Source organism: Alteromonas sp. AWQ4_252, assembly GCF_056158205.1.
Genome location: NZ_JBSWSV010000001.1, coordinates 2,851,405 through 2,873,389 on the forward strand (window position 1 = coordinate 2,851,405; position 21,985 = coordinate 2,873,389).

The window sequence follows — 21,985 nt, forward strand, 5'->3', positions numbered from 1 at the left end:
GACCAGTGACAACGCAAATAAATTTCATAAAGTATATTCGGTTTAAATCGAAAACTAGTTCACGAAAAAACATGACAGTAATGTTATAAGCAGTGTATCGGATGATTTAACTTCTCTTAAGTTCTGTTAAAACACCTCACGACATTGCCATAATCTTAGCAGTTAAAGAGAGATTTAAACTTGAAAGGAGTCATGTATTCCACCTTGTTTGGGCGAAAAAATACTGCCGTATAAGCGCGACGCAAACTCATCAGTCATACCAGAAATGTAGTCTGCCAGCACACGCATACCATTTTGCTCCTCACACGCTTTTCGCCAACGCAACTGGGTATTTTCTGGCAGTAGCCGCTCTGGATCTGACGCAAATGCTTCAAAGAGCTCCATAACCACTAACTGACCTTTATATTCCAGTAACTGGACATCTGGTCGGCGAATGACTTTTGTATATACAAAACGCTTAAACAACTCCAGGGCTTTAGCAAAGTGAGGAGGCATGGTCGCATTGAATGCTAGTAAGGGGTGAGAAAAGCCATCAACGGGCTGAATTTCTATCGCCGTAATAAAGCTATTTACCAGAGCTCCGATGGCGTTTTTGCGTTCGTGGTGTTCACTACTAAAGAGTTTGTGTGTTAGTGACTCAATGTTTTTTGATAGCCAGGGAACTGCCATTTCACGCAAGGGCAGGGTGACATCTTCTTCAAAATGGTGCTTGTGCACCATGCCCATTACTATGGCATCTTCTAAATCGTGGATCCCATAAGCGATATCGTCTGACAACTCCATTATAGAGCAATCAAAAGACTTAAAGCGGGTTTTGTTGTGTCCTTTATCTTTACTTTTAAAGCGCGTGAATTTGGACTTGTCATCGGCATTAAATGGGTCGAGTAACCAATCGAAAAGTGGCTCGTCACATCGAAAGAGTCCTTTAGGCGGATGCCACAGATCTGCTTTTACTTGCCGAAAAGATTGAGGCTTAGCAGGCGTGGCGTTGTCGTTGAGAAGGGCGTCGATAAAATTCGGATACTTCACCAAACCGAGTACACTTCTGCGCGTTAGGTTCATACCGTGTTCAGCGGTATAAGGTTCTAACTGTGTAATGATGCGGAAAGTCTGTCCGTTCCCTTCAAAACCTCCGTATTCATGCATCATATAATTAAGCGCAATTTCCCCGCCGTGACCGAAGGGGGGATGGCCAATATCATGGGCTAAACACAGTGTTTCGATGAGAGGAGCGTCTAAGCCCAGCTCCGTGGCGATCTCAGGGAACTTTCCACATAACTGGGCTGTAATCCCCGTGCCTATTTGAGCAGCCTCTAGTGAATGGGTTAAGCGGGTACGATAGAAATCACTGAGCCCCACGCCTAGTACCTGAGTTTTCGCCTGTAATCGCCTGAATGCGGCTGAATGGAGCACCCTGGCTTTGTCTCTTTGAAAGGGATTGCGGTGGTCACCATCCCGATTTTGACTTCGCGGTAAACGTCGCTCACACCAGGGCGATTGTTCATGCTGAAAGGCGTTGTTTAAAGATTTTGAACCGTGCATAGTCATAGTGGAGCAACAATGATTACAATATCAACAACATAACATCATTACATAACGTCGTATAGCAAGAGTGATAGAACCGATTGATTAATTGTCTTGCTGGGATAACTCATCCACACTAACCAGGCAATTATCCGCAAACGTATCGAACAGGTAACGAACCTCCGGTAACGTTTCTTTAAAATGTGCAAGCATTCCATCAAGGCGATCCCGAACCGGAATAAATTCACGATTACCCAATTGAATTTCGTCGCAGGCTTTTAGATACGCTGAGATGAGATCCGCAGCTTTAACTACCGCCTTATATTCCGGTTCAACATTGGATTGAACCACAAGGCTGGCAAAATGTGGCTGCAATCGTTTAGGGAGTGATGCCAAACATTCTTTTTCAGAGGTCTCCTCGAGTTTTTTGAACTCGCGGGTGATTTGCGGGTTATGGTATTTAGTCACGTGATTAATGTCGGAAAGCTTGGTTTCGGATACCTCGTGATAAAGTGCGACAGTAGCAGCTCTCTCAGGGCTTAACGTATCGCCGAAGTGTTCATTTCTTATCACAGTGAGCAGATGTGCAATGACTGCTACCTGATGAGAATGTTCGGCAATATTTTCACGTTTAACGGTATGCATTAACGCCCAGCGCTTTATAAGAGGCATACGTAATATCCACGCCAAAAAGGTGCTTTGTTGTGTCATGACTCACTCTCTTTTAGCATTATTTACTAACGGCTGTATCGTGCTGACGATAATACTTGAAAAAGTTTCCGATGCGGGTCAATGCGGGTTGAAGCACATCAACGTGGGGCAAAAATACTAACCGGAAATAGCAGCCTTCATTTAAATTGAAAGCCCGCCCGTGTACGAGAAGGATCTTTTCTTCATTAAGAAGGTCAAAAATCATTTGCTCGTCACTGGCAATATTAAATTTTTTCTCATCTACACGGGCAAAACAATACATAGCGCCTTTGGGCTTAACGCAGGTGATGCCCGGAATGTCATTGAGCATATTTGATGCAATATCTCGCTGAAGTTTCAGTCGCCCGCCATCAGTAACAAGATCGTTGATACTCTGGTAGCCGCCCAATGCAGTTTGAATGGCACTTTGGCATGGCACGTTTGCGCACATGCGCATAGATGCCAGCATATTTAGGCCTTCAATATAGTCTTTGGCAATGCGTTTGTTGCCACTGACAACTAACCAACCCGCTCGAAATCCTGCCACCCGGTAGTTTTTAGACAAGCCGCCTAAGGTGACACAAAAGACATCGTCTGTAAGAGACGCAATACAGGTATGTTTGCGACCGTCATACAAAATTTTGTCATAAATTTCATCAGAGAAAATAACCAGCTCATGTGCTTTCGCCACATCGACAATTTGTTGTAAGAGTGTCTTGTCATAAACAGCACCAGTTGGGTTATTAGGGTTAATTAACACAATTGCCCGGGTGCGGCTTGTTATCTTGCTTTTGATATCATCAATATCCGGGAACCAATCAGCTTGTTCGTCGCATCGGTAATGAACGGGTGTACCTGAAGAAAGGCTAACCGCGGCAGTCCAAAGTGGATAATCAGGGCTGGGTAATAGCACCTCGTCACCGTGATTCAGCAGCGCTTGCATGGCCATCATGATCATTTCGCTTACGCCATTGCCTATAAAAATATCGTTGATACGGATATCAGCGATATTCATTTGTTGATAGTACTGCATAACGGCAACGCGAGCGGCGTATATACCAGATGAATCAGAATACCCTTGAGAAGTTGGCAAGTTGTGAATGACATCTTTGACAATGTCATCCGGTGCTTCAAACCCGAAAGGAGCGGGGTTACCGATATTGAGTTTGAGAATTCGGTGGCCCTCATCTTCCATTTTTCTTGCTTGTGCCGCAATGGGACCCCGGATGTCGTAACACACGTTGTCTAATTTGTGAGAGCGTTCTACTGGTTTCATTACTGCATTTCTTGCTGTGGTTATTGTGGGTGTCAGGTTATCGCATTGTCAGGCTGGTTGTTAAGAATAATTTGCTATCTTTATCATCATTTTATCTGATAGTGATGAGAAAGATTTTCATCTGTGAACGAAACACGTGGAATTAAGTACACAAATAGCTTGAGCAAGTATTGATAATGTAACCAAATAAGTCTGCAAGCCCTTTGGGTCTGTCACTTTGTTATACTGATTGAAATTTGTTCACTTGGAATTTTATGCCATTACCTTTGCTGTGGTTAGGTGCTGCAGTTTCTGCCGCCTATGCCGGAAACGAAATAGCCAAATCTTTAAGCTGTGATGAGGGCAATATTGCTCTTTTTCCAGGTGAGCGTTCAACTGCCTCTGTGGAACCGGTTAATGGTGCAGTAGTTTGTTGTGGCATTTATGACGTGTTGATCCACACCGGCGTATGGTGGGAAGGGATGGTGATCGAGCTTGCCGGTACCGGGCTAATAAGAGCGGTGTCAGCAGAGCGCTTTTTAGCAAATCGAAGCGGCGACATCATATACACCGCCTGTAAGCCGTCGTCGATGGTGATGGCTGAGGAAGCCTGGGCACTTCGTGGTATTGACAGGCTTTATACGTACAGCGAATACGATGTTGTCCAAAATAATTGCCATCAGTTTGTCGCTCAGTGCATCACAACTTGTGCGCCGCCACTAACACGATTCGGCCAGTTGAATAAGTTGCTGTCTCAATCCTGCAATAGCATGGTTTACTGGCATCCCGTGAAAATATAAATTTGACAAGGGTAAATCATCGCTCTTTGTAGTTTTATTACAACATTTTTGTCAAATTATCTCATCTTGCATTCATGTTTTTACAATTTATTTGTTAAAATTTCATTATTTTATGTCTGAGGTGTACTGTTACGTCGATTTTTTTAGACTTTTATGATATAAAAAAATAAAAATCTATTTTTTTTGTAATTTAACATATTTTTATTTCATTAATTATCAATGGTTTAGCGTTTATGGTAAATTTTAACATGCCGTTTTACGCTAGGTTTACTCACCCTATACAATAATACAACAGCATTTCTCTCAGTTTTGTTGCTAAATAAAGTTGTCGACAGGGCGTTGTGTTCTGAAGACTCAAAATCAAGTTCGCCAAAACTGTTAAGGAAATGAATCATGAAAGCTATCGCTAAATCTCTTGCTGTTCTTTTAACTGTAACTGCAGTTGCTACACCAGCAGTTGCTGCTGATAAACAATATCGCTTTATCGGTGATACCCAATTTGCCGGCTTCTGTAAAGCTGTTGCTACAGATGATGTTCGTGCTTTACGCGTTAACCTAAGCCGCAATGTAGGTCGTATTGCCGCTACCGAACGTGAAGTTCTGCGCATGTTAGCCTCAGAAGAGGGCGTAACTTGCAATGGTGCAGATCTGGTTGACTTTTCTGTACAACGAGATGCAACAGCAGTCCACGATTTCCTAGTATCGCGTATTTAATTGTGGTTAAGCTGGTGAGCCGGGTGGATATTAGTTAGCAGTATGCACTAATAACACCCGGTTCAGAAAAATGTGTTGTTACATCAGGTTTTTCATACCCACCGTGACACCCATTGCTTACTGTTCGAAAACAAGCGCTGTACATTGTACCTTAGCTTCAGCAGTGCTACATATGCTAAGGGAACCAGTACCAGGCTTGTCATTGTAGAGAAAATCAATCCTCCGATTATGGCGATGGCCATAGGAGAATATGGTGGGCCATCGCCTCCTATCCTTGTTGTACCAACAGCTAAGGGCACTAAGCCCAGAACAGTTGTTGCAACGGTCATCAACACCGGACGGATCCTGGCCATACAGCCCTCTGCTACTGCTGTGTATAAATCGACGCCCTCATTGATGTATTGATTTATCCTGTCAACCAACACGATGCCATTATTGACCACAATTCCCATCAGGATAAGCATGCCAATCATACCCATAACTGACATGGATGTGCCTGTAATGAGAAAGGCCCAAAAAACACCGCTAAACGAAAACAACAATGAAGTTATAACCGCAGTGGGTAATAAAAGAGATTCAAACAAAGCCGCCATAACAATGTAAATCATCACAATTGCCAGTAACATGTTTAGTTGCATGACGGCGAATGCTTCATCCTGGCGCTGGAAACTACCGTCAAGTGTCCATGTATAGCCAGTGGGCAAAGTGATGTATTGCAAACCTTGTTCTATTCGTTCGCGGGCTTGTTCGACAGTTATATCTTCACCGAGATTAGCGCCTATTGACAGCGCGGTTTGACGATAGAAACGGCGAATTTCTGCCAATTGAGGCACTTGGGTAACATCAGCTACCATGTCTAACGTAATGGGCTGATTATTCACGTTGCCAATACTTACGCTTCTCAATGCTGACAATGATGTTTGTGCAGATTCCCCGTACATCATTCTTACCTGTATTTCTCCGGCATCCCCATAACGGAATGTTCGCAGATTTGCGCCTCTTAAAGCGGTGCTGATCAAATTACCAATTTCGTTGGATTTAATGCCTAAACGCCACGCTTTCTCTCGATTTATCTTAATCTGATATTCTTGTTTTTCGGTGCCAACATCAGCTTTGACATCTTCTAAGCCATCGATAGCAGCAATTACCGGCACCATTTGATCTGCAATTTCACGGAGTTTTTCTGAGGACTCGCCAAGCAGGGTAATACGAACACCTCCACCATTTCCTGAATCCCAGTCGAAAGATGGACGGGCTCTGGCAAAACTGGGCATTCCCTCTCGTATCTTCTTTTTTATGTCGGATACGGGAACAGGCAATTCGTCTTCTAAAGTAATACCGGAAACGGCGTGACCGGCTTCGAAAAAAGTATAAACCTGTTTAATATGAAAGTTGGCCTGCTTGTCATATAAATAGGTTTCCATCTTATCAACGGTTTTTTCGACTTCATCCATACTGTAATTCTGGGTCATATGATAGTTGAGCCAAATCCGTCCCTGATCACCGTTATTCTCTTCATCGCCACTGATACTGCTCATTGGAATAGCGGTACTGGCTAGTAGCAATAGAGCGATGAATCCCATAGTTTTTGGATGATGTAAAGACCAGCCCAAAAGTTTTCCATACCTATTTATGTATGCTGGCGGAGAAGCCTTTTTAACTGTTGGCACGGACACTTTTGATATGAGAAGTGGAATGAGCGTTTGCGCTAGCAGCAAAGAGGCAAACAAGGAAATGCAAATCGCAATAGCTACGTGCTCAAGAAATACAGTTACATCGATTTTCACACCCACAATATTGGGGAGAAAGACGATGGCAGTTGTGGCTGTGCCTGCAATTACAGCGAGACTTACCCGGCTGATACCCGTTTGTGTTGCCCGAATCGGATTTGCATCACTTTGCCTTGCCTGGAAGATACTTTCACTGACCACGACGGCGTTGTCTACCAGCATACCTACCGCTAGCATCAAGCCCATCAAGGACAAAATATTCAGTGAATACCCCATCAGGTACATCACTCCAAGGGTGATGCAGATAGAAAAGGGCACGGATAAAACCACAATGAGCGTGGTAGTTAATTGTCTTAAAAATAAATATAAAATGCCAACCGACAACAAGGCTCCCAACAAACCAGCGGAGACTAAATCGCCAAGAGATGTGCTTACACTATGGGCAACATCGTCCATGACAAAAAGGCTGATGCCGTTAAACTCGGGGTCTGTTTGTGCTTGGTTAATGACGTCCATCACCCGCTGTGCCACTTCCACCAGGTTGCTTCCAGATTCCCGGTAAATATTAAAGCCAACAGCATAGGTTCTGTCTAAATGGCGGCCTTCACTGCGCTCTGGTGTTTCATAGCGGATAGTTGCAATGTCTTTGAGCCGAATACCCTCACGTATAAACAGGTTCTCGAAATCCTCAATGGTGGTGAATTCTCCTACCGGATTAACAACAATTTTATTTTGAGTGGATAAAGAACCTGCCGTGGCAGAAAAATTAGCATTCTGTAACCGAGTGGACAGATGTTGGTTGTCAATATGCAAAGCCGCTAATTTTTCCGGCAGCAGGCGAATAATGATCTGTTTTTTTAATACACCATAAAGTTCTACCTTGGATACGCCTGCAACCCGCTCTAACGGGCGTTTAAGATTGCGATCAAGTAAGTCATAGGCACTGCTTAAATCTCGCTCGCTGGAAACGCGCAATTGAAAAATGGGCATATCATCAGTATTAAATTTGTAGACCAGGATACGTTCCACGTCATCGGGGAGTGTTTGCCTGATGGCGTCTATTTTTTCCCTGGCTTCAATGCTTTTTGCCTTGATATTTTCATCCCAATCGAACTCAATAAACACCTGTGCACGATTTTCAAATGATGTTGCACGCATGCGCTTGATCCCGGACATGGTGGCCAATACTTCTTCTATCGGACGGGTGATCATGCGTTCCACTTCGGCAGGAGTGGCGTCCCGATAGGGCACTTCCACTACAATCTGGGGAATATCAATACCTGGAAACTTCTCCAGAGGCAGCCATTGAGCGGCAAGTACACCAAACAGCAGCATGGATAAAAAGCACATGCTAATTGTGACCGGATGACTCAACGCAAATCGAGCCAGACCAGCACCAACGACCTGTTGATTATCCATAGTGATTTTCTCCCTGGCCGGTGGAGATAGTCGCAATTGATTCCCGTGCAAAGCGTTTGTTATCAAATATGCTGTATAAAACAGGCAACACAACAAGCGTCAGTAATGTGGCAAAGAGTAAGCCAAAGATAACCGTAATCGCCATCGGCGTTCTCACTTCTGCGCCATCACCAAAGCCAATAGCCATGGGTAAAAGTCCCAGGATAGTAGTGAGTGTAGTCATGATAATGGGACGTAGACGGCTTTTAGCTGCTTCAACAATAGCCGGGGACTTATCCATACCTTGAGTACGAAGTTGGTTAATACGGTCTATGAGTACGATGGCATTGTTAACCACAATACCGCACAACATGATAAGCCCGATAAATACAACGACTGACACATGGGTGTTGGTTAACCACAGGCCTAAAACAGAACCAGCCCCAGCTAGTGGCACTGCAAATAGTATAAGCAGTGGATGCAGGAGCGATTCAAACTGGGATGCCATCACCAGATATACCATAAACACAGCAAGTGCTAATGCGAATTGAAGTGATCTGAAACTTTCATCCATGTCTTCCCTTTGACCTGCTACCGCGACTTTCATTGATAAGGGCAGGGTAACGGCGTCAATTGCGGTGTCCGCATCTGCAACTGCATCAGCTAAATCACCAAATGCCAGGTTTGCTTCAATAAGAACTACGCGCTGTTGACTAACCCGAGTTATTTCACTTGGGCCGGTGCTCATGTAGATATCTGCCACTGCGCCTAAGGGCAGTGGGAACTCACTTTGAGGGTTAATAATAATAGCGCTGACGTCAGCAACATTGTCACGCTGCTGCGTTTTACTGCGGACTAATATATCTACCTTGCGATCATCAATACTGTATTGAGTTGCCACACTACCGCCAATTTGGGCTGAAACCGTATCGGCAATCTGCTTTGCATCTAAATTCAGGCGGGCAAGCTTAGCGTTGTTAAAGCGTATTTTAAGTTCAGGGTTACCAGCTTGAAGCGTAGAAGTGATATCAGCAAATCGTTTATTGGTTTCCAACTCACTGATGATCTGTTGGCTATAAAGGCGCAACTGACTGAGATCATACCCTTGTAATTGAATTTGTAGCGGTGCGCTAAAGCTAAACAGCGCGGGTTCTCCGAATTGACTCTGAACACCAGCTTGGGTACGTAAGAATACGCGCATTTTTTCCTTCACGGCGTTTATGGCTTCAGAAGGCGCCTCTGGCTGCATGACCACATTGAGTTTGCCCCAATGATCGCCGCCCTGTGAAGGCGCGGCGCTGAGTAAACTACCTGTACCCGCTAAAGAGTAGGTACGTTGTACGTCTGGGTGTGAATTCGTCACTTTTGCCAGCTCAGCAAGAAGGTTATCAGTTCGTTCCACACGGGTTCCACTAGGCAGCGTTACTTCAACAAAAAACTCTCCTTGTGACAGCTTGGGAATAAGTTCCATCCCCAATTTAGGAACCAGCAGGATTGAAGCGCCAGTCACAAGTATCGTAACTACGAGAACAAGTATGCGCTGACGCAGAGCCATTTTTATAATACTGTCGTAGCCACGCTGAAGACGATCAAATAGAGCTGATACACCAAGACTCATTGGACGAAAAACAAAACCACAAATCTTTGCCAATATGGCCCAGGTGCCTATAACCAGTGTGATCAAAGCAGCTGGCATATATACAAACACTAATTTAAATGGGAAGCCAAGTACTGTTGCTGCCCAGCCCAAAACCGTGGTTGGACGGCGCTTGGCCTTCTCAAACACAGCGGCATGCGCCAGTTCGCTTTTTTTACTTCTCGCAGCGAGGGAAGGGATGACGGTGAGCGCGACCACCAGGGAGGCTGCAAGAGCAAAAGACACAGTCATTGCTTGATCGCTAAACAGCTGACCTGCTATACCTTCAACAAAAATCAGTGGAACAAACACCGCCATGGTTGTGAGTGTAGAAGCAACAATAGCACCAGCTACTTCCCGGGTTCCATTTTCTGCTGCCTGCGCATTGTTTTCCCCTCGTTCTCTTTTGTGTCTGTCGATATTCTCAAGTACCACAATGCTGTTATCCACCAGCAAGCCTACAGCGAGGGCAATGCCGCCTAAACTCATGATATTGAGGCTGATATCGTTGCCATACATTAAATTGAATGTGGCAATGACAGACACAGGTATGGAGATTGAGATAATTAAGGTAGTCCAGAAATTTCGCAGAAACAGATAAATGACCAGCATCGCGAGCAATCCGCCGACTAACGCAGATACTTTTACATCATCAATGGCTTGTTTAATAAAGATGCTCTGGTTGTAAATAGTTTCAAGGTCATAGTGAGCTGGCAGGGATGTGTTAATTTCATTCAAGCGTTCTATGACGCGTTGCGCAACGTCAACGGAATTGGCGTCGCCTTCTTTATAAATAGCGATTTCTGTTCCCTCAACGCCATTAAAACGAGTAATGGCATCGCGATCTTTGAAGAAGTTACTAACTGTGGCCACGTCTTTGAGTTGAACATTACGTCCTTCAAACTGACGTATATAGACATTTTCTATGTCTCTAAGACTTTCAAATTCGTTTAACGTCCTGACTAAAAACGCTTCCGTGCCTGCATCGATACGTCCGCCGGCGGTGTTTACATTTTCCTCCTGAAGGCGGGTAATAACGTCGCTGATTTCTACATTTACCTGACTGGCTTTTCGATGATCGACCGCAACCAGAATTTCGTTTTCAAGGCCGCCTCCTAATCGCACTGATGCAACACCCTCAATGGATTCCAGGCGACGCTTAATTTGCTCCTCAGCGTAAAGACGTAAACGTTTTAATTCTGCAACGCTGTTTTCGCCAGCATTTTCCGTAAAATCAGGAGCAAGGGACAATCCCAGTTTCATTACCGGGTCCATACTCGGGTTGAACTTGAGAAGTCTGGGTTTTTCTACATCAAGAGGAAGCTGCAAAATGTCGAGTTTTTCGCGTACTTCCAGGCTTGCAAAATCCATGTCCGTGCCCCAGGCGAATTCAAGAACAACATCGGATTGTCCTGGACGGGAAACAGATTTTACCGATTTAACACCTTTAACCACGCCAACGGCTTCTTCAACAGGCTTGCTTACTAATTGTTCAACCTCGTTTGGCGCAGCGCCGTTATAATCTGTTCTGATCGTAAGCGTTGGATACGAGAGTTCGGGTAGCAGGTTTACCGATAGCCTGCCGAGGGAAACCATACCAAACAGCAATACTGCGACAGTGAACATGGCAATGGCGACGGGTCTCTTTACGGCGAGTTTTACAATACTCATCTGAATACTCCTTTTTTCAGATAGTTAGCCGTTAACCACATCAACGGGCGATTGATCCTTGAGATTCTGATGACCGACAGTGACAACAGTTTCACCACCGGTAAGTCCGTTGGTGATCTCAACCAGATCGCCTTCCTCAAAACCCAAAGTGACAGGTACTTTCAGTGCTTTGCCTTCTCTTACGACAAACACATTGCTCTGATTATCAATACTCACCAGTGCCTGGCGTGGAAGTAGTGGGGTATTTTCGCGGGTAGCGTAATTGAGTGCGACTTCGGTAAACATACCCGCTTTAAGGCTTCCCTTATCATTGGGTACGTGGAGTGTCACTTTGAATGTACCGGTGTTTGCGTCAACAACCGGGCTTATTCTACTTACACTCGCTGGTACATTGATATTTTCTAAAGCAGGAACCCGTAGCGTTGCCCTTTGGTCCATTTGAATCCGAGGCAGCTCACTTTCCGGTAAATACACTATTCCCTGAAGGGATTTTTGCTCAACAATGTGAAACATTCTTTCACGTTGAAATGATTCGGTAAGATTGCCGACTTTAGCATTTCGTTCGGCGATATAACCACTGATGGGCGCAGTAATAATGGTTTCTTTAAGATCGAGTTCTGCTAATTCTACGTTCGCTTTAGCACCGTCAAATTGCGCTTGGAGCTTCTCAAACACGTCCTCGCTAACGAGTTTTCTTGAGTAAACGGCGTTTATTTTTGCAAGTTCTTGTTCAATACCTGCAAGGTCTGCTTTGGCTTTTATGAGGTTGAGTTCGTAGCGACGCTTATCGAGTTGCGCAAGAACCTGACCTTTTTCCACATAATCACCTTCTTCAACGAAGATGTCTTCAATGATACCTGACGCTCGCGCAACCACGAACGCTTCTTGCTTCGCCTCAAGAATGGCTGATGTGGCGTAGTTTGATGTAATGACACCTCTTTCAATTTTTGTTGCCTCAACAGGAATTGATAAGGCAATGGCCTCTTCCTTTTGGGGTTCATCGTCGGCGCTTGCATTGCCACATCCAGTAAGCGGCATACAGAGTAAAATCAACGCGAGTGAAGTTCCCATTAAATGAATATTTCTAGTTTCCATGATCTTGGCCCGTAAAAAAGTATTGTTTTAATACTTTCCATTGAGCACTCACTGTGCCAGAAAATAAATAAATAATTTTACTTTATAGATCAGTGGTTTGTTTCTTTTTGAACGCGGTAGGAAAATAAGTGTTGGCTATTATTTGGCGAGACTGACTAATTAGTGGCGAAAGTGCCACTTCCATATTAAACAGGAAGTGGCGAAATTTTAATCTTCAATGATGTTGTAGTGGGTGTCGATGTCGACATTTCCAGCAAGCATCAACATCACTGAACAGTACTTTTGTGCAGAGAGTTGCACAGCTCGTGCTACGGCTTTATCTGTTAATCCTTTACCTTTGACTGAATAGGTTGCAGTGATTTTGGTAAATACACGAGGCGGTTTTTCAGCCCGCTCGGCTTGAAGGTCGCACTCGCAATGTGTGATATCAAAGCGGCCTTTTTTGAGTATTTCTACTACATCAATACTCGAACACGAGCCAGCGGCAAGTAAAACAGATTCCATAGGAGATACGGCCTGCCCGTTACCGTCCATAACCGTTTTATAACCGGATTCCGTGGTACCGGTAAACGTAAGGTCTTTGTCCCAAACAACTTTCGCTTTCATAATTAGTTCGCTTATTTATTTAATCTGATGGTGTCTTTATCAATGCTGATAAGACGCTTTTTGTAAAGTGCGCCCAGTGCTTTTTTATACGCCGCTTTACTCACATTAAAGTGGGTGTATATGTCTTCTGGTTTACTTTTATCGGTAAGTGTAGATACGCCGCCATAAGCTTCAAGATCTTCCAAAATGGCGGTCTCAAGGTTGTTTCTGCCAACTTTGTCTGTACGTTGCAGAGCGACATCAATTTTCCCGTCCTCACGCACGCTTTTTATATAGCCTTCAATTTCCTGACCAATCTTAAGTTTCACAAATGCGTCGCTATGAAATATAAGTCCCAGGATCGAGCGGTTTATCACTACCTTAAAGCCGAGTTCAGTTTTTGCATATACCAAACACTGCACAGTGTCCCCTGGTTTAACTTCAGCCCCTGTTTCCTTAAGAAAGTGGTGCAATTTGGTTGCGCCAAGAATGCGATTGGTCTTGTCGTCATAATAAATATGAACAACGTAATTAAAGCCTTGATTAACCGGACTTTCCTGCATCCCGGCAGGGACCAGTAGATCTTTACTCAGCCCCCAGTCAAAAAAGCCGCCGAAATGGGTAGCGCCAACAGCTTTTAATACAATGGTATCGCCCACTTCTGCCAGCGGTGGTGTTGTCCACGCCTGAAGATTGCCTGTTTCATCGGTGCCTACGAACACTGACACCTCATCACCGTCTTTAAGGGGGGTAGTAACCTGATCTTGTGGTAATAAAACCATAGGATCATCAGGGTTGTCCGATGCTAAGTGATATCCAAAGGGCAGGGATGCGGCTACGTGCAACGTATTTGTTTTTCCAATTTTAATCATCAGAACTGACTGTAAAAGTAAATGCGGGTAGTATGATAACCAATTGTCAGTTATTGCTAAACCATTATGAAGTTGAATTGTGATCTCGGGGAAGGATTCGGAGCCTGGCAGATGCCAGTAGATGAAGCCATTATGTCTTATATTGACCAAGCTAATATCGCCTGTGGCTATCACGCTGGGGACCCGATTGTAATGAAAAAAGCCATTGCTCTTGCCAAGCAAGCTGGGGTTAGTATTGGTGCACATCCGGCATATCCTGATCTGCAGGGTTTTGGTCGCCGCAGTATGGTAATTCCACCAGATGACGTTAAAGCGATGATTCAATATCAGGTTGGGGCTTTATGCGGTCTTGCAATAAGCCAGGGCTGTAGCGTAGATTACGTAAAACCTCATGGTGCACTATACAATGATTTGTTAAAAAACAAAAAGTTGTGTCTGGCTGTCATGGCTGCGGTTTCAGAAGTCGGGCAAGGTAGGATGGCGTTGATGATTCAGGCAACACCACATCGAGAAGCGCTAGCCAAGGAAGCCCAAGAATTTTCCTTGCCGCTTATGTTTGAAGCATTCGCAGACCGAAGATATACCGATGAAGGTTTGTTGACACCACGAGATCAGCCTGGTGCTGTGTTGAATGCTCAGGAGGCTGAAGCGCAGGTGGAATTGATGATATCGAAAGGGGTTGTAATAACCGAGAGTGGAAAACAGTTAGCGCTAAAAGCTGATACCTTATGTGTGCACGGTGATTCACCTGGCGCTATTGAGATGGCAGCACGTTTTAGTCATTTGCTGCGTATTGTATGAAGGTTCACGTCAAGTAATAGGAGTAATTTTGCAGCCGTTTGTACCATTTTCAGCGATAGAACCTGCAGGAATGGATGGATTAATTTGTTATTTTTCAGGTTTAGATCTGCCCGAACAGAATGATCAGGTGGAGACATACCATAATTACTTAAAGAACAATCCTCCGTCGTGGTTAAAGCATCTCATCCCGTCTTACGATTCTTTACTTGTTGTGTTTGACCCGTACAAAATTGACAACCATGGTGTCTATCATTATCTAAAAGGTTTGAAAGTCAGCGAGGGGGAAAAACGCCAGGCATCACACCACAAAATACCTGTCTGGTACGGTGCTCCTCATGCAAACGATTTGCACTTAATTGCTTCTCATACAGGATTATCTGATATCGAGATAATCGAACATCATACTGCTACAAGGTTTAAAGTATTTGCAGTGGGTTTTGCACCGGGCTTTGCTTACTTAGGGGAAAATCCGCCATCTCTAGCAATGCCCCGTCTCGCCAGTCCCAGAAGCAAAGTGCCGGCGGGAGCTGTTGCTATTGCTGACAGACAAAGTGCTATTTACCCCAGTGAATCTCCTGGAGGCTGGCATCTTCTCGGGCTTTGCCCCATTCCGTTGTTTGACATTGATGCCTCACCTTCGGGCTACCTGCAAATGGGAGATACACTTTCTTTTTATTCCATCGACGAGCAAGATTACCGGAGTTGGCATGACTGATTCGTTACTCACAGTGGTCAACCCTGGCATGGTGAGTATTATTGTTGATGCGGGGAGAACCCACGGCCAGGAACAAGGGCTGTGTGAAGGCGGCCCTATGGACGCAGAAGCTTTCGAAATGGCTAATTGGTTGTGTTGTAACCCGTTAAATACGCCGGCATTAGAGGTGATGGGGAGATGCGAGTTCGAAGTTTCGGCAAAAACTTCGATGGCAATTTGCGGCCCTGAAATTACTGTAATGGTTAATCAACGTCAAATGCCAACGTGGACAACCATTCACCTTTCGCCGGGTCAACAGCTCTCAGTAGAACCTCATCGGTTAGGTCAGCGAGCCAATGTCGGGTTACACGGGGTCTGGGAATTGCCCTTGATAGCGGGTTCGGTTTGCACTATTGCCAGAGAAAAACTCGGTGGTATCCATGGCAAGGGCAGGGCATTACAAAGTGGCGATGTATTGCCAGCCAGGTTTTCATTTGTACATGAAACCCGAACAATTCCTGATGAACAAAGACCTGATTACCAACTCACAACGCCTTTAGCACTGGTAGCCGGTTACCAGGAGAAGCAATTTAGTAGCCTTTCTCTTGCGCGTTTCTACACGTCATCATACGAAGTAACTTCCCAAATCAGCAGAATGGGCTATCGATTGCAGGGGTCGACAGTTAAGGCAAATTCTCGAACTATGCGGTCGGAAGGCATAAATCTGGGTTCTGTTCAGGTGCCCGGAGATGGTCAGCCGATTATAATGATGCGCGATAGACAGACGTTGGGGGGGTATCCCAAGTTGGGCTCAATAGCGCCTTATGATATTGGCCGTCTTGCGCAAGCCGTGCCCTCAGACGTTGTGTCTTTTACCCGAACTGATGCAAATGACGCCAGAAGTTGTTGGTTGTTAAAGCAACGGTTTAGATCTTCTCTTTATAAGGATTAGTGTAAAGTCGATGGCAGTAGCATTTTTAAACGGTGAATTTTTGCCTCTTGAAGAAGCCCGGATCTCTCCTATGGATAGAGGTTTTCTCTTTGGTGATGGCATTTACGAGGTCGTACCAACATTGTCTGGGCGGCCTGTAGGATTGCGAGGTCATCTCGAACGGCTTGATAATGGCTTGGCGGCGTTAGGAATTTCTAACCCAAAAAGCGCAGATCAATGGCAAAGTCTGATCACTGACTTAGTTCTCAAGAACCACGATGCTTTGGCATCTGACTCTATTGGTATCTACATTCAGGTATCCAGAGGTACTGTAATGCAGCGGGCCCATGGTTTCCCAGATAATGTGGCACCCACAGTGTTCGCATTTGCTTTTGCCAGCGCAGCGCCGCCGGTCGCCGACCGTCAAAGAGTAGCGACATTTTCTGTCATTACGGAGCGCGATAAACGTTGGCAACGATGCAATATCAAATCTACATCGTTATTGGGTAATGTTTTGCATTTTCAGCAAGGCAAAGCGGCAGGTAAGCAGGAAGTCATTTTATACAATGACAATGAGCAGATAACAGAAGCCAGTGCTTGTAACGTGTTTGCCGTTGTAAATGGCGCAATAGTAACGCCTCCATTAGACAACCAGATTCTACCCGGTATCACCCGGGATCTGGTGATTAAAAGTTTATCTATGGATGGTATTGATGTAGTAGAACGGTCACTTAGTTTAGATGAATTAAAAGAAGCAGATGAGGTTTGGCTTACCAGTTCCAGCAAGGAAATTGCGCCCGTAACTCATGTCGACGACAAGCCTGTTGGCAATGGCGAAGTCGGTCTTGTCTGGCTGGAAGCAATTGAGAGTTTTAACCGTCACAAATTTGAGTTATAAAAAAAAGCCTGCATGTAATAGCAGGCTTTTTTTTTAATCTTTTCCTTCACAATTGTCGTCTGTACATTCGCCGTACAAATAAAGACTGTGATGGGTCAACTTTATATTATTCCGTTCGGCAATTTCGATCTGCCTTTGCTCAATTACGTCATCTTCAAATTCGATAACTTTGCCACACTTTAAACACACTAAGTGGTCATGGTGTTCTTTGTGACTTATTTCGAAAACGGACTTACCGCCTTCAAAATGATGACGGTTTAATATGCCTGCATCATCAAACTGATTGAGTACTCGATATACTGTTGCCAGGCCTATCTCTTCACCTTGTTCTATCAAGATTTTATACACATCTTCGGCACTGATATGCTGATTGGCGGGTTCCTGCAAGATCTGCAAAATTTTTAAACGAGGAAGGGTTACTTTCAATCCCGCTTTTTTCAGTTCTTTGTTTTGGTCCATAAATTACCACTTTTAGAAGCGCTTTTTGGTTTACCGCACATTATAGGTACTTTGCTCAGATTTAAAAGTAAAAGCGAGAAATTGCAGCTAGAAAAACTATCTGAATGGCCACTAGTGTTGATTGCACAAACTACCAGTGAGACAGCCTAATAATATTATAATTCCGACTAAACAGAGTTAGGTTAGGTAGCTTAGCCGCTTAAGTGACAATTGAATCAGTTGACCGGTTAGAACGTGCAGGCTTTTAATGGAAGTTATGTGTACAAAATGTAAATAGATTATATATAAGATTGAGGTTTTTCTATGCTGAATAGATTTGTGTTATGTGGGCTTTTAGTGACATTTATGATCATTTTGATTGGAAAGTAGCGCTTTTTCTTGCTACTTTTACATAATGTTTTATTTTTTAACAAGAATGTATGTTAATTTTTTTGTTAAAAATAGTGTGTGGGTGAAGTTAGAATGCGCATGACTGTTGTCCGTAAAATTACATTTGCTTTTGCTCTTTTTGGATGCTTACTTCTTATTGTCAGTTCACTTTCATTCATGAGTCTAAATGGTATTCGTGGCGCAGCAGAACGTGTTGTAGATGAAATAATGCCTTTGCAATCAAGAATGGTGGCTCTGAAAAGTGATGCATTGTCTCTCGTAGCCATTACTGCAACAGGTTTTTATACTGATGACCAAGCGTCCCTTACTAAAAATCGAACACAGTTTTCCCACTTGCTACAGGACTTTGAAGGCCAACTTGTCGGGCTGAAAGAAAGTTTTCCGGATAATGACAGTGCGCTAATTGTCTCAACGAGTGCGGTGAAATTTATCAGCAATAGCCGCGAGATGTACAAGGCGATAGCACAGCGTATTCAACTTCAAACTCAGCTCCAAACTTTGGAAGCTCGGGCTGTAGAAGCAATTGATGAGGCAGGTGCACTCATGATGGATTTGAGCTTTATAGAAAGTGACTCCCCGGATATGGATGCTCTGGCCGGGCTTGGTTCCAATATTGATAATAAATTATTAGGTTTGAGCGAATTGGTTTCTGATGTAGTGAATACCGACGATAAGCTAAAGTCAGAGAACTTATTAAATGACCTTGACTATCAGCTTAGTAATCTGCGGGTCGATATTGATTATTTATACCGCATGGCAGAGGGGATAAACACTGAAGGTATCATGGAGCAGTTTGACGAACAGTACGCCATTATTTCTGAGGTGCTCACAAACACTAATGGCATAGTTGAACTGCAACAGTCAAAAATAAAGCAAATTGAAACTACTGGGTTAGCAAGGGTGGATGGTGTTAACGAATTACAAGCAACTGTTGATGCAATAAATGTACTTTATGAGGACGTTTCAAATTCAACTTTACAAGGGCAGGATATTATTCTTAGTACAGTACAAGAGAGCCTGTTAAATACGCTTATTGTTTCTGGACTTGGCTTGATTGCAGCATTTGTATTATCACTTGTTGTAAGGCGTAGCATTGCACAACCGTTGCAGACAATAAATGACGGCCTGACTAAAATTAGTAATGGACGATTAAATATCCGTTTGGAAGAAAAGGGTAGTGATGAGTTTTCAGCTCTCGCCAAAAAAGTGAATAGTTTAACGGATGCACTTCGGGAACTCATTGGCAACATCCATGAACAGGAGAAGCAATTGTTAGCGGTCTCCGGTGGAAGTGTTGCGTTGGGCGAAAAAAGTCTCAAAGAAGTAGATAAACAGCGTGTTAAGGTACGTGAAACTTCAAAGAGCACGGATGACTTACGTGAAGCGAGCCAAAGAAAACTTGAGGATATCCTCGTAGCCATGGACACGTTAAATCATGTCGCAGACAACACATCTAGAGCTTCATCAATGGTAGATGAAAATCTACAGCAAGTATCGCGGCAAGCAACACAAGCAGAAGAGTCCTCCTCTATCATTCACCGTTTGGAAGTCAATAGTAAGTCAATTGGTACCATCTTAGATGTTATCAAAACTATTGCCGATCAAACCAATTTGCTAGCACTGAATGCTGCAATTGAAGCTGCTAGAGCGGGAGAGCAGGGACGTGGCTTCGCCGTAGTAGCAGATGAAGTCCGGACTTTGGCGAGTAAAACCCATGACTCAACAGAAGAAATAGAAGTAATGATTGCGAGCTTACAGCGAGATGCTAAGCAAGCTGTAGATGCCATAAAGCTCAGCCTGGATAATTCACAGCAATGTGTGAGTATTAGTCAGGATGTACACGGAGAAATGGCTACGATCGAGGATTTGATAGTTAAACTAAAGAAAATTAATCAGAGTTTTGTTGTAGATACACAAAACCAAGACACATTACTTGCAGATGTAGCGGATAACCTGAAAGGGATTGTAAACTTAGCTGATGCCAGTGCCGAAATAACTCGCAGAGCAAACCAATCAATTAGTCAGGTTGATACACAAATGGATCGGTTGCGGGTGGTCGTGGATAGATTTCAGCTATAACAAAGCGAGCAGTCACTCGCTTTGTTCATGTCTTTTTAATAAATCAGGCCAGTTCAGCCAGACACAATTCTTCATGCAATTGTTTACACCAGCTTTTCACTCGCTCTTCGGTAAGCTCAGGCTGTCTGTCTTCGTCGATACCTAAACCAACAAAGTGGGTATCATCTGCCATGCCTTTGGAAGCTTCGAAGTCGTAGCCTTCGGTGGGCCATTGACCGACCAGAATGGCGCCCCGTGGCTCAACAATATCTCGTATCATGCCCATGGCATCCAGGAAATATTCGGCATAATCTTCTTGATCGCCACAACCGAAAATTGCTACTAACTTATCGTTAAAATCAATGTCTTCCAGTTCTGGAAAGAAATCATCCCAATCGCACTGCGCTTCGCCGTAATACCATGTAGGGATACCAAAAATAAGCAGGTCGAATTCAGCGATCTGTTCTTTACTGCTCTTAGCGATGTCGTGGACCTCGATGAGGTTTTTTCCCAATTCTTTTTGAATCATTTTAGCGACGTGTTCGGTATTACCGGTATCGCTTCCAAAAAACAAGCCTACACTTGCCATAATCACCCTCTATTTGCACTCGCAACTGAAATTACACGCCGGAACTCAGCCAGACGATTTCAATGATACCCTTCGCAACAAAGCCCAACGCGCCTAAGCCTAGAACGCCATAAGTTACAACTCTGCCAATCAGGGGAACATCATTGTTTTTTAGCACGTCGTGTACCGCGTACCCCATTAATACGAACAAGCAGACAAGTCCGCCATAAAGCATAATGGTTTCAATTAATTCGTAATTTTCAGCAAGCATAATTTTATTAGTCAACTATTCGGCCGTGACTATATCACAATGTGCGTTCTATTCGCAGTGAAAACGGCGTAATTTATCTCAGAATTCACAGGTTCTTCCGCAACCATTATTGGCTTGCTAAGAACCTTTCAACGACATTATTAAAAGCCACTGGCTTCTCGGCATGTAACCAATGCCCAGCGTTTTCGATTATATGTGCTTTTGCGCTCGGGAACTTGCTGACAATGGCTGACTGCATCTCTTTAGTAATGTAATTGGAGTTGCCGCCCTTTACAAAAAGGCAGGGTTTTGGAAAAGCTTTTTGTATTTCTGGCCAACCACGAATATTTGCGTAATTTTCCGCTAAATCATCGAGGTTAAAACGCCACTTCCACTGCTTCTCTGGTGTTTGCCATAGACTTTTTAACAAAAATTGTCTTATGCCTGTCTCCGGGATCCCTTCACTCAACTGCGTGTCTGCATCACTCCGGGTGTTAAGCTTTTCGAGATTGACATTACCCAGAGATGTGATGATCGCATCGTGAAGAGAGGGATACTTAACAGGTGCAATATCGGCGACCACAAGTTTTTGCACAGTATCTGGGTTGTTCAGTGCCATCAACATGGCTACTTTTCCACCGAGGGAATGTCCTAAAACGTAAACTGGACCGTTGGCGTGGTCGCTGATTACTGGTAGTACTAATTCTACACATCTTTCCAGTGAAAACCCAGAGATGTGCGTTGATCTTCCGTGGTTAGGCAAATCCACGGAAAGTACATTATGAGATTGCTCAAAATGTCGGTGAATAAAACTCAAGTTGTCTAAAGAGCCGAATAAACCGTGAATTAACACCAGTAATTCATTTGATGTGGGGTGCGCTGAATACTTAACATTTATAGACGAGGACATGACTAGGATCCGATATCAGGCGAGGGGAAATCTTTTTTTGAGACTTCGTGCTAATT

Annotated in this window: 19 protein-coding genes; 7 read left to right on the forward strand and 12 right to left on the reverse strand. The window is 44.0% G+C overall.

Features of this window, described 5'->3' with window-relative positions:
- Positions 1–174 precede the first annotated feature (174 nt).
- The 3 genes from ACXACM_RS12580 to ACXACM_RS12590 form a co-directional block, all read right to left on the reverse strand.
- Positions 175–1,542 (reverse strand): anti-phage deoxyguanosine triphosphatase, encoded by a 1,368-nt coding sequence (locus ACXACM_RS12580; RefSeq protein WP_474824332.1) that lies wholly within the window; start codon positions 1,540–1,542, stop codon positions 175–177.
- An 87-nt stretch (positions 1,543–1,629) separates the two neighbouring features.
- Positions 1,630–2,235 carry a 5'-deoxynucleotidase gene (gene yfbR / locus ACXACM_RS12585; RefSeq protein ID WP_474822116.1) on the reverse strand — a complete coding sequence of 202 codons (606 nt, stop codon included), beginning with the start codon at positions 2,233–2,235 and terminating at the stop codon, positions 1,630–1,632.
- Positions 2,236–2,254: 19 nt separating this feature from the next.
- Complete coding sequence (locus tag ACXACM_RS12590) at positions 2,255–3,490, reverse strand: pyridoxal phosphate-dependent aminotransferase (RefSeq protein ID WP_474822118.1); 1,236 nt, start codon at positions 3,488–3,490, stop codon at positions 2,255–2,257.
- 254 nt (positions 3,491–3,744) lie between these two features.
- On the opposite strand from ACXACM_RS12590, the gene ACXACM_RS12595 reads away from it, so the two are divergent.
- Positions 3,745–4,269, forward strand: coding sequence for a hypothetical protein (locus tag ACXACM_RS12595; RefSeq protein WP_474822119.1), 525 nt, complete (start codon positions 3,745–3,747; stop codon positions 4,267–4,269).
- A gap of 393 nt (positions 4,270–4,662) precedes the next feature.
- Positions 4,663–4,983, forward strand: coding sequence for a hypothetical protein (locus ACXACM_RS12600; protein WP_474822120.1), 321 nt, complete (start codon positions 4,663–4,665; stop codon positions 4,981–4,983).
- A gap of 92 nt (positions 4,984–5,075) precedes the next feature.
- On the opposite strand, the gene ACXACM_RS12605 is transcribed toward ACXACM_RS12600, so the two are convergent.
- The 5 genes from ACXACM_RS12605 to ACXACM_RS12625 form a co-directional block, all read right to left on the reverse strand.
- Positions 5,076–8,132, reverse strand: a complete 3,057-nt coding sequence (locus ACXACM_RS12605; protein ID WP_474822122.1) for an efflux RND transporter permease subunit — start codon at positions 8,130–8,132, stop codon at positions 5,076–5,078.
- Positions 8,125–11,418, reverse strand: a complete 3,294-nt coding sequence (locus tag ACXACM_RS12610; protein ID WP_474822123.1) for an efflux RND transporter permease subunit — start codon at positions 11,416–11,418, stop codon at positions 8,125–8,127. Before ACXACM_RS12610 ends, ACXACM_RS12605 begins: the two co-directional genes overlap by 8 nt.
- A 24-nt stretch (positions 11,419–11,442) precedes the next feature.
- On the reverse strand, positions 11,443–12,513 hold the full coding sequence (locus ACXACM_RS12615; RefSeq protein WP_474822124.1) for an efflux RND transporter periplasmic adaptor subunit: 1,071 nt from the start codon (positions 12,511–12,513) through the stop codon (positions 11,443–11,445).
- Positions 12,514–12,720: 207 nt separating this feature from the next.
- On the reverse strand, positions 12,721–13,119 hold the full coding sequence (locus ACXACM_RS12620) for an OsmC family protein (RefSeq protein WP_474822126.1): 399 nt from the start codon (positions 13,117–13,119) through the stop codon (positions 12,721–12,723).
- Positions 13,120–13,130: 11 nt separating this feature from the next.
- Positions 13,131–13,970 carry a CvfB family protein gene (locus ACXACM_RS12625; RefSeq protein ID WP_474822127.1) on the reverse strand — a complete coding sequence of 280 codons (840 nt, stop codon included), beginning with the start codon at positions 13,968–13,970 and terminating at the stop codon, positions 13,131–13,133.
- Between the two features lie 66 nt (positions 13,971–14,036).
- On the opposite strand from ACXACM_RS12625, the gene ACXACM_RS12630 reads away from it, so the two are divergent.
- From ACXACM_RS12630 to ACXACM_RS12645, 4 genes are read left to right on the forward strand one after another with little or no spacing between them, the layout of a single operon-like run.
- A complete protein-coding gene (locus tag ACXACM_RS12630) occupies positions 14,037–14,771 on the forward strand; it encodes a 5-oxoprolinase subunit PxpA (RefSeq protein WP_474822128.1) in 735 nt (244 codons plus the stop codon).
- A gap of 28 nt (positions 14,772–14,799) precedes the next feature.
- Positions 14,800–15,486: a 5-oxoprolinase subunit B family protein gene (locus tag ACXACM_RS12635; protein WP_474822130.1), complete on the forward strand. Its 687-nt coding sequence runs from the start codon at positions 14,800–14,802 to the stop codon at positions 15,484–15,486.
- The gene (locus ACXACM_RS12640; protein ID WP_474822131.1) at positions 15,479–16,417 is read left to right on the forward strand and encodes a 5-oxoprolinase subunit C family protein; all 939 of its coding nucleotides are present in this window, start codon (positions 15,479–15,481) and stop codon (positions 16,415–16,417) included. The genes ACXACM_RS12635 and ACXACM_RS12640 overlap by 8 nt, the downstream gene beginning before the upstream one ends.
- A 10-nt stretch (positions 16,418–16,427) precedes the next feature.
- Positions 16,428–17,294 (forward strand): aminotransferase class IV, encoded by an 867-nt coding sequence (locus tag ACXACM_RS12645; protein WP_474822132.1) that lies wholly within the window; start codon positions 16,428–16,430, stop codon positions 17,292–17,294.
- Between the two features lie 33 nt (positions 17,295–17,327).
- Here ACXACM_RS12645 and fur read toward each other — a convergent pair whose 3' ends face one another.
- A complete protein-coding gene (fur, locus tag ACXACM_RS12650; protein ID WP_474822134.1) occupies positions 17,328–17,753 on the reverse strand; it encodes a ferric iron uptake transcriptional regulator in 426 nt (141 codons plus the stop codon).
- A 468-nt stretch (positions 17,754–18,221) separates the two neighbouring features.
- Between fur and ACXACM_RS12655 the strand changes: the two genes are divergently transcribed.
- Positions 18,222–20,222: a methyl-accepting chemotaxis protein gene (locus tag ACXACM_RS12655; protein WP_474822135.1), complete on the forward strand. Its 2,001-nt coding sequence runs from the start codon at positions 18,222–18,224 to the stop codon at positions 20,220–20,222.
- Positions 20,223–20,265: 43 nt separating this feature from the next.
- Here ACXACM_RS12655 and fldA read toward each other — a convergent pair whose 3' ends face one another.
- The 3 genes from fldA to ACXACM_RS12670 form a co-directional block, all read right to left on the reverse strand.
- On the reverse strand, positions 20,266–20,790 hold the full coding sequence (gene fldA, locus ACXACM_RS12660) for a flavodoxin FldA (protein WP_474822136.1): 525 nt from the start codon (positions 20,788–20,790) through the stop codon (positions 20,266–20,268).
- A gap of 31 nt (positions 20,791–20,821) precedes the next feature.
- Positions 20,822–21,040 (reverse strand): DUF2788 domain-containing protein, encoded by a 219-nt coding sequence (locus tag ACXACM_RS12665; RefSeq protein ID WP_474824334.1) that lies wholly within the window; start codon positions 21,038–21,040, stop codon positions 20,822–20,824.
- 106 nt (positions 21,041–21,146) lie between these two features.
- A complete protein-coding gene (locus ACXACM_RS12670) occupies positions 21,147–21,929 on the reverse strand; it encodes an alpha/beta fold hydrolase (protein ID WP_474822138.1) in 783 nt (260 codons plus the stop codon).
- Positions 21,930–21,985: the final 56 nt, after the last annotated feature.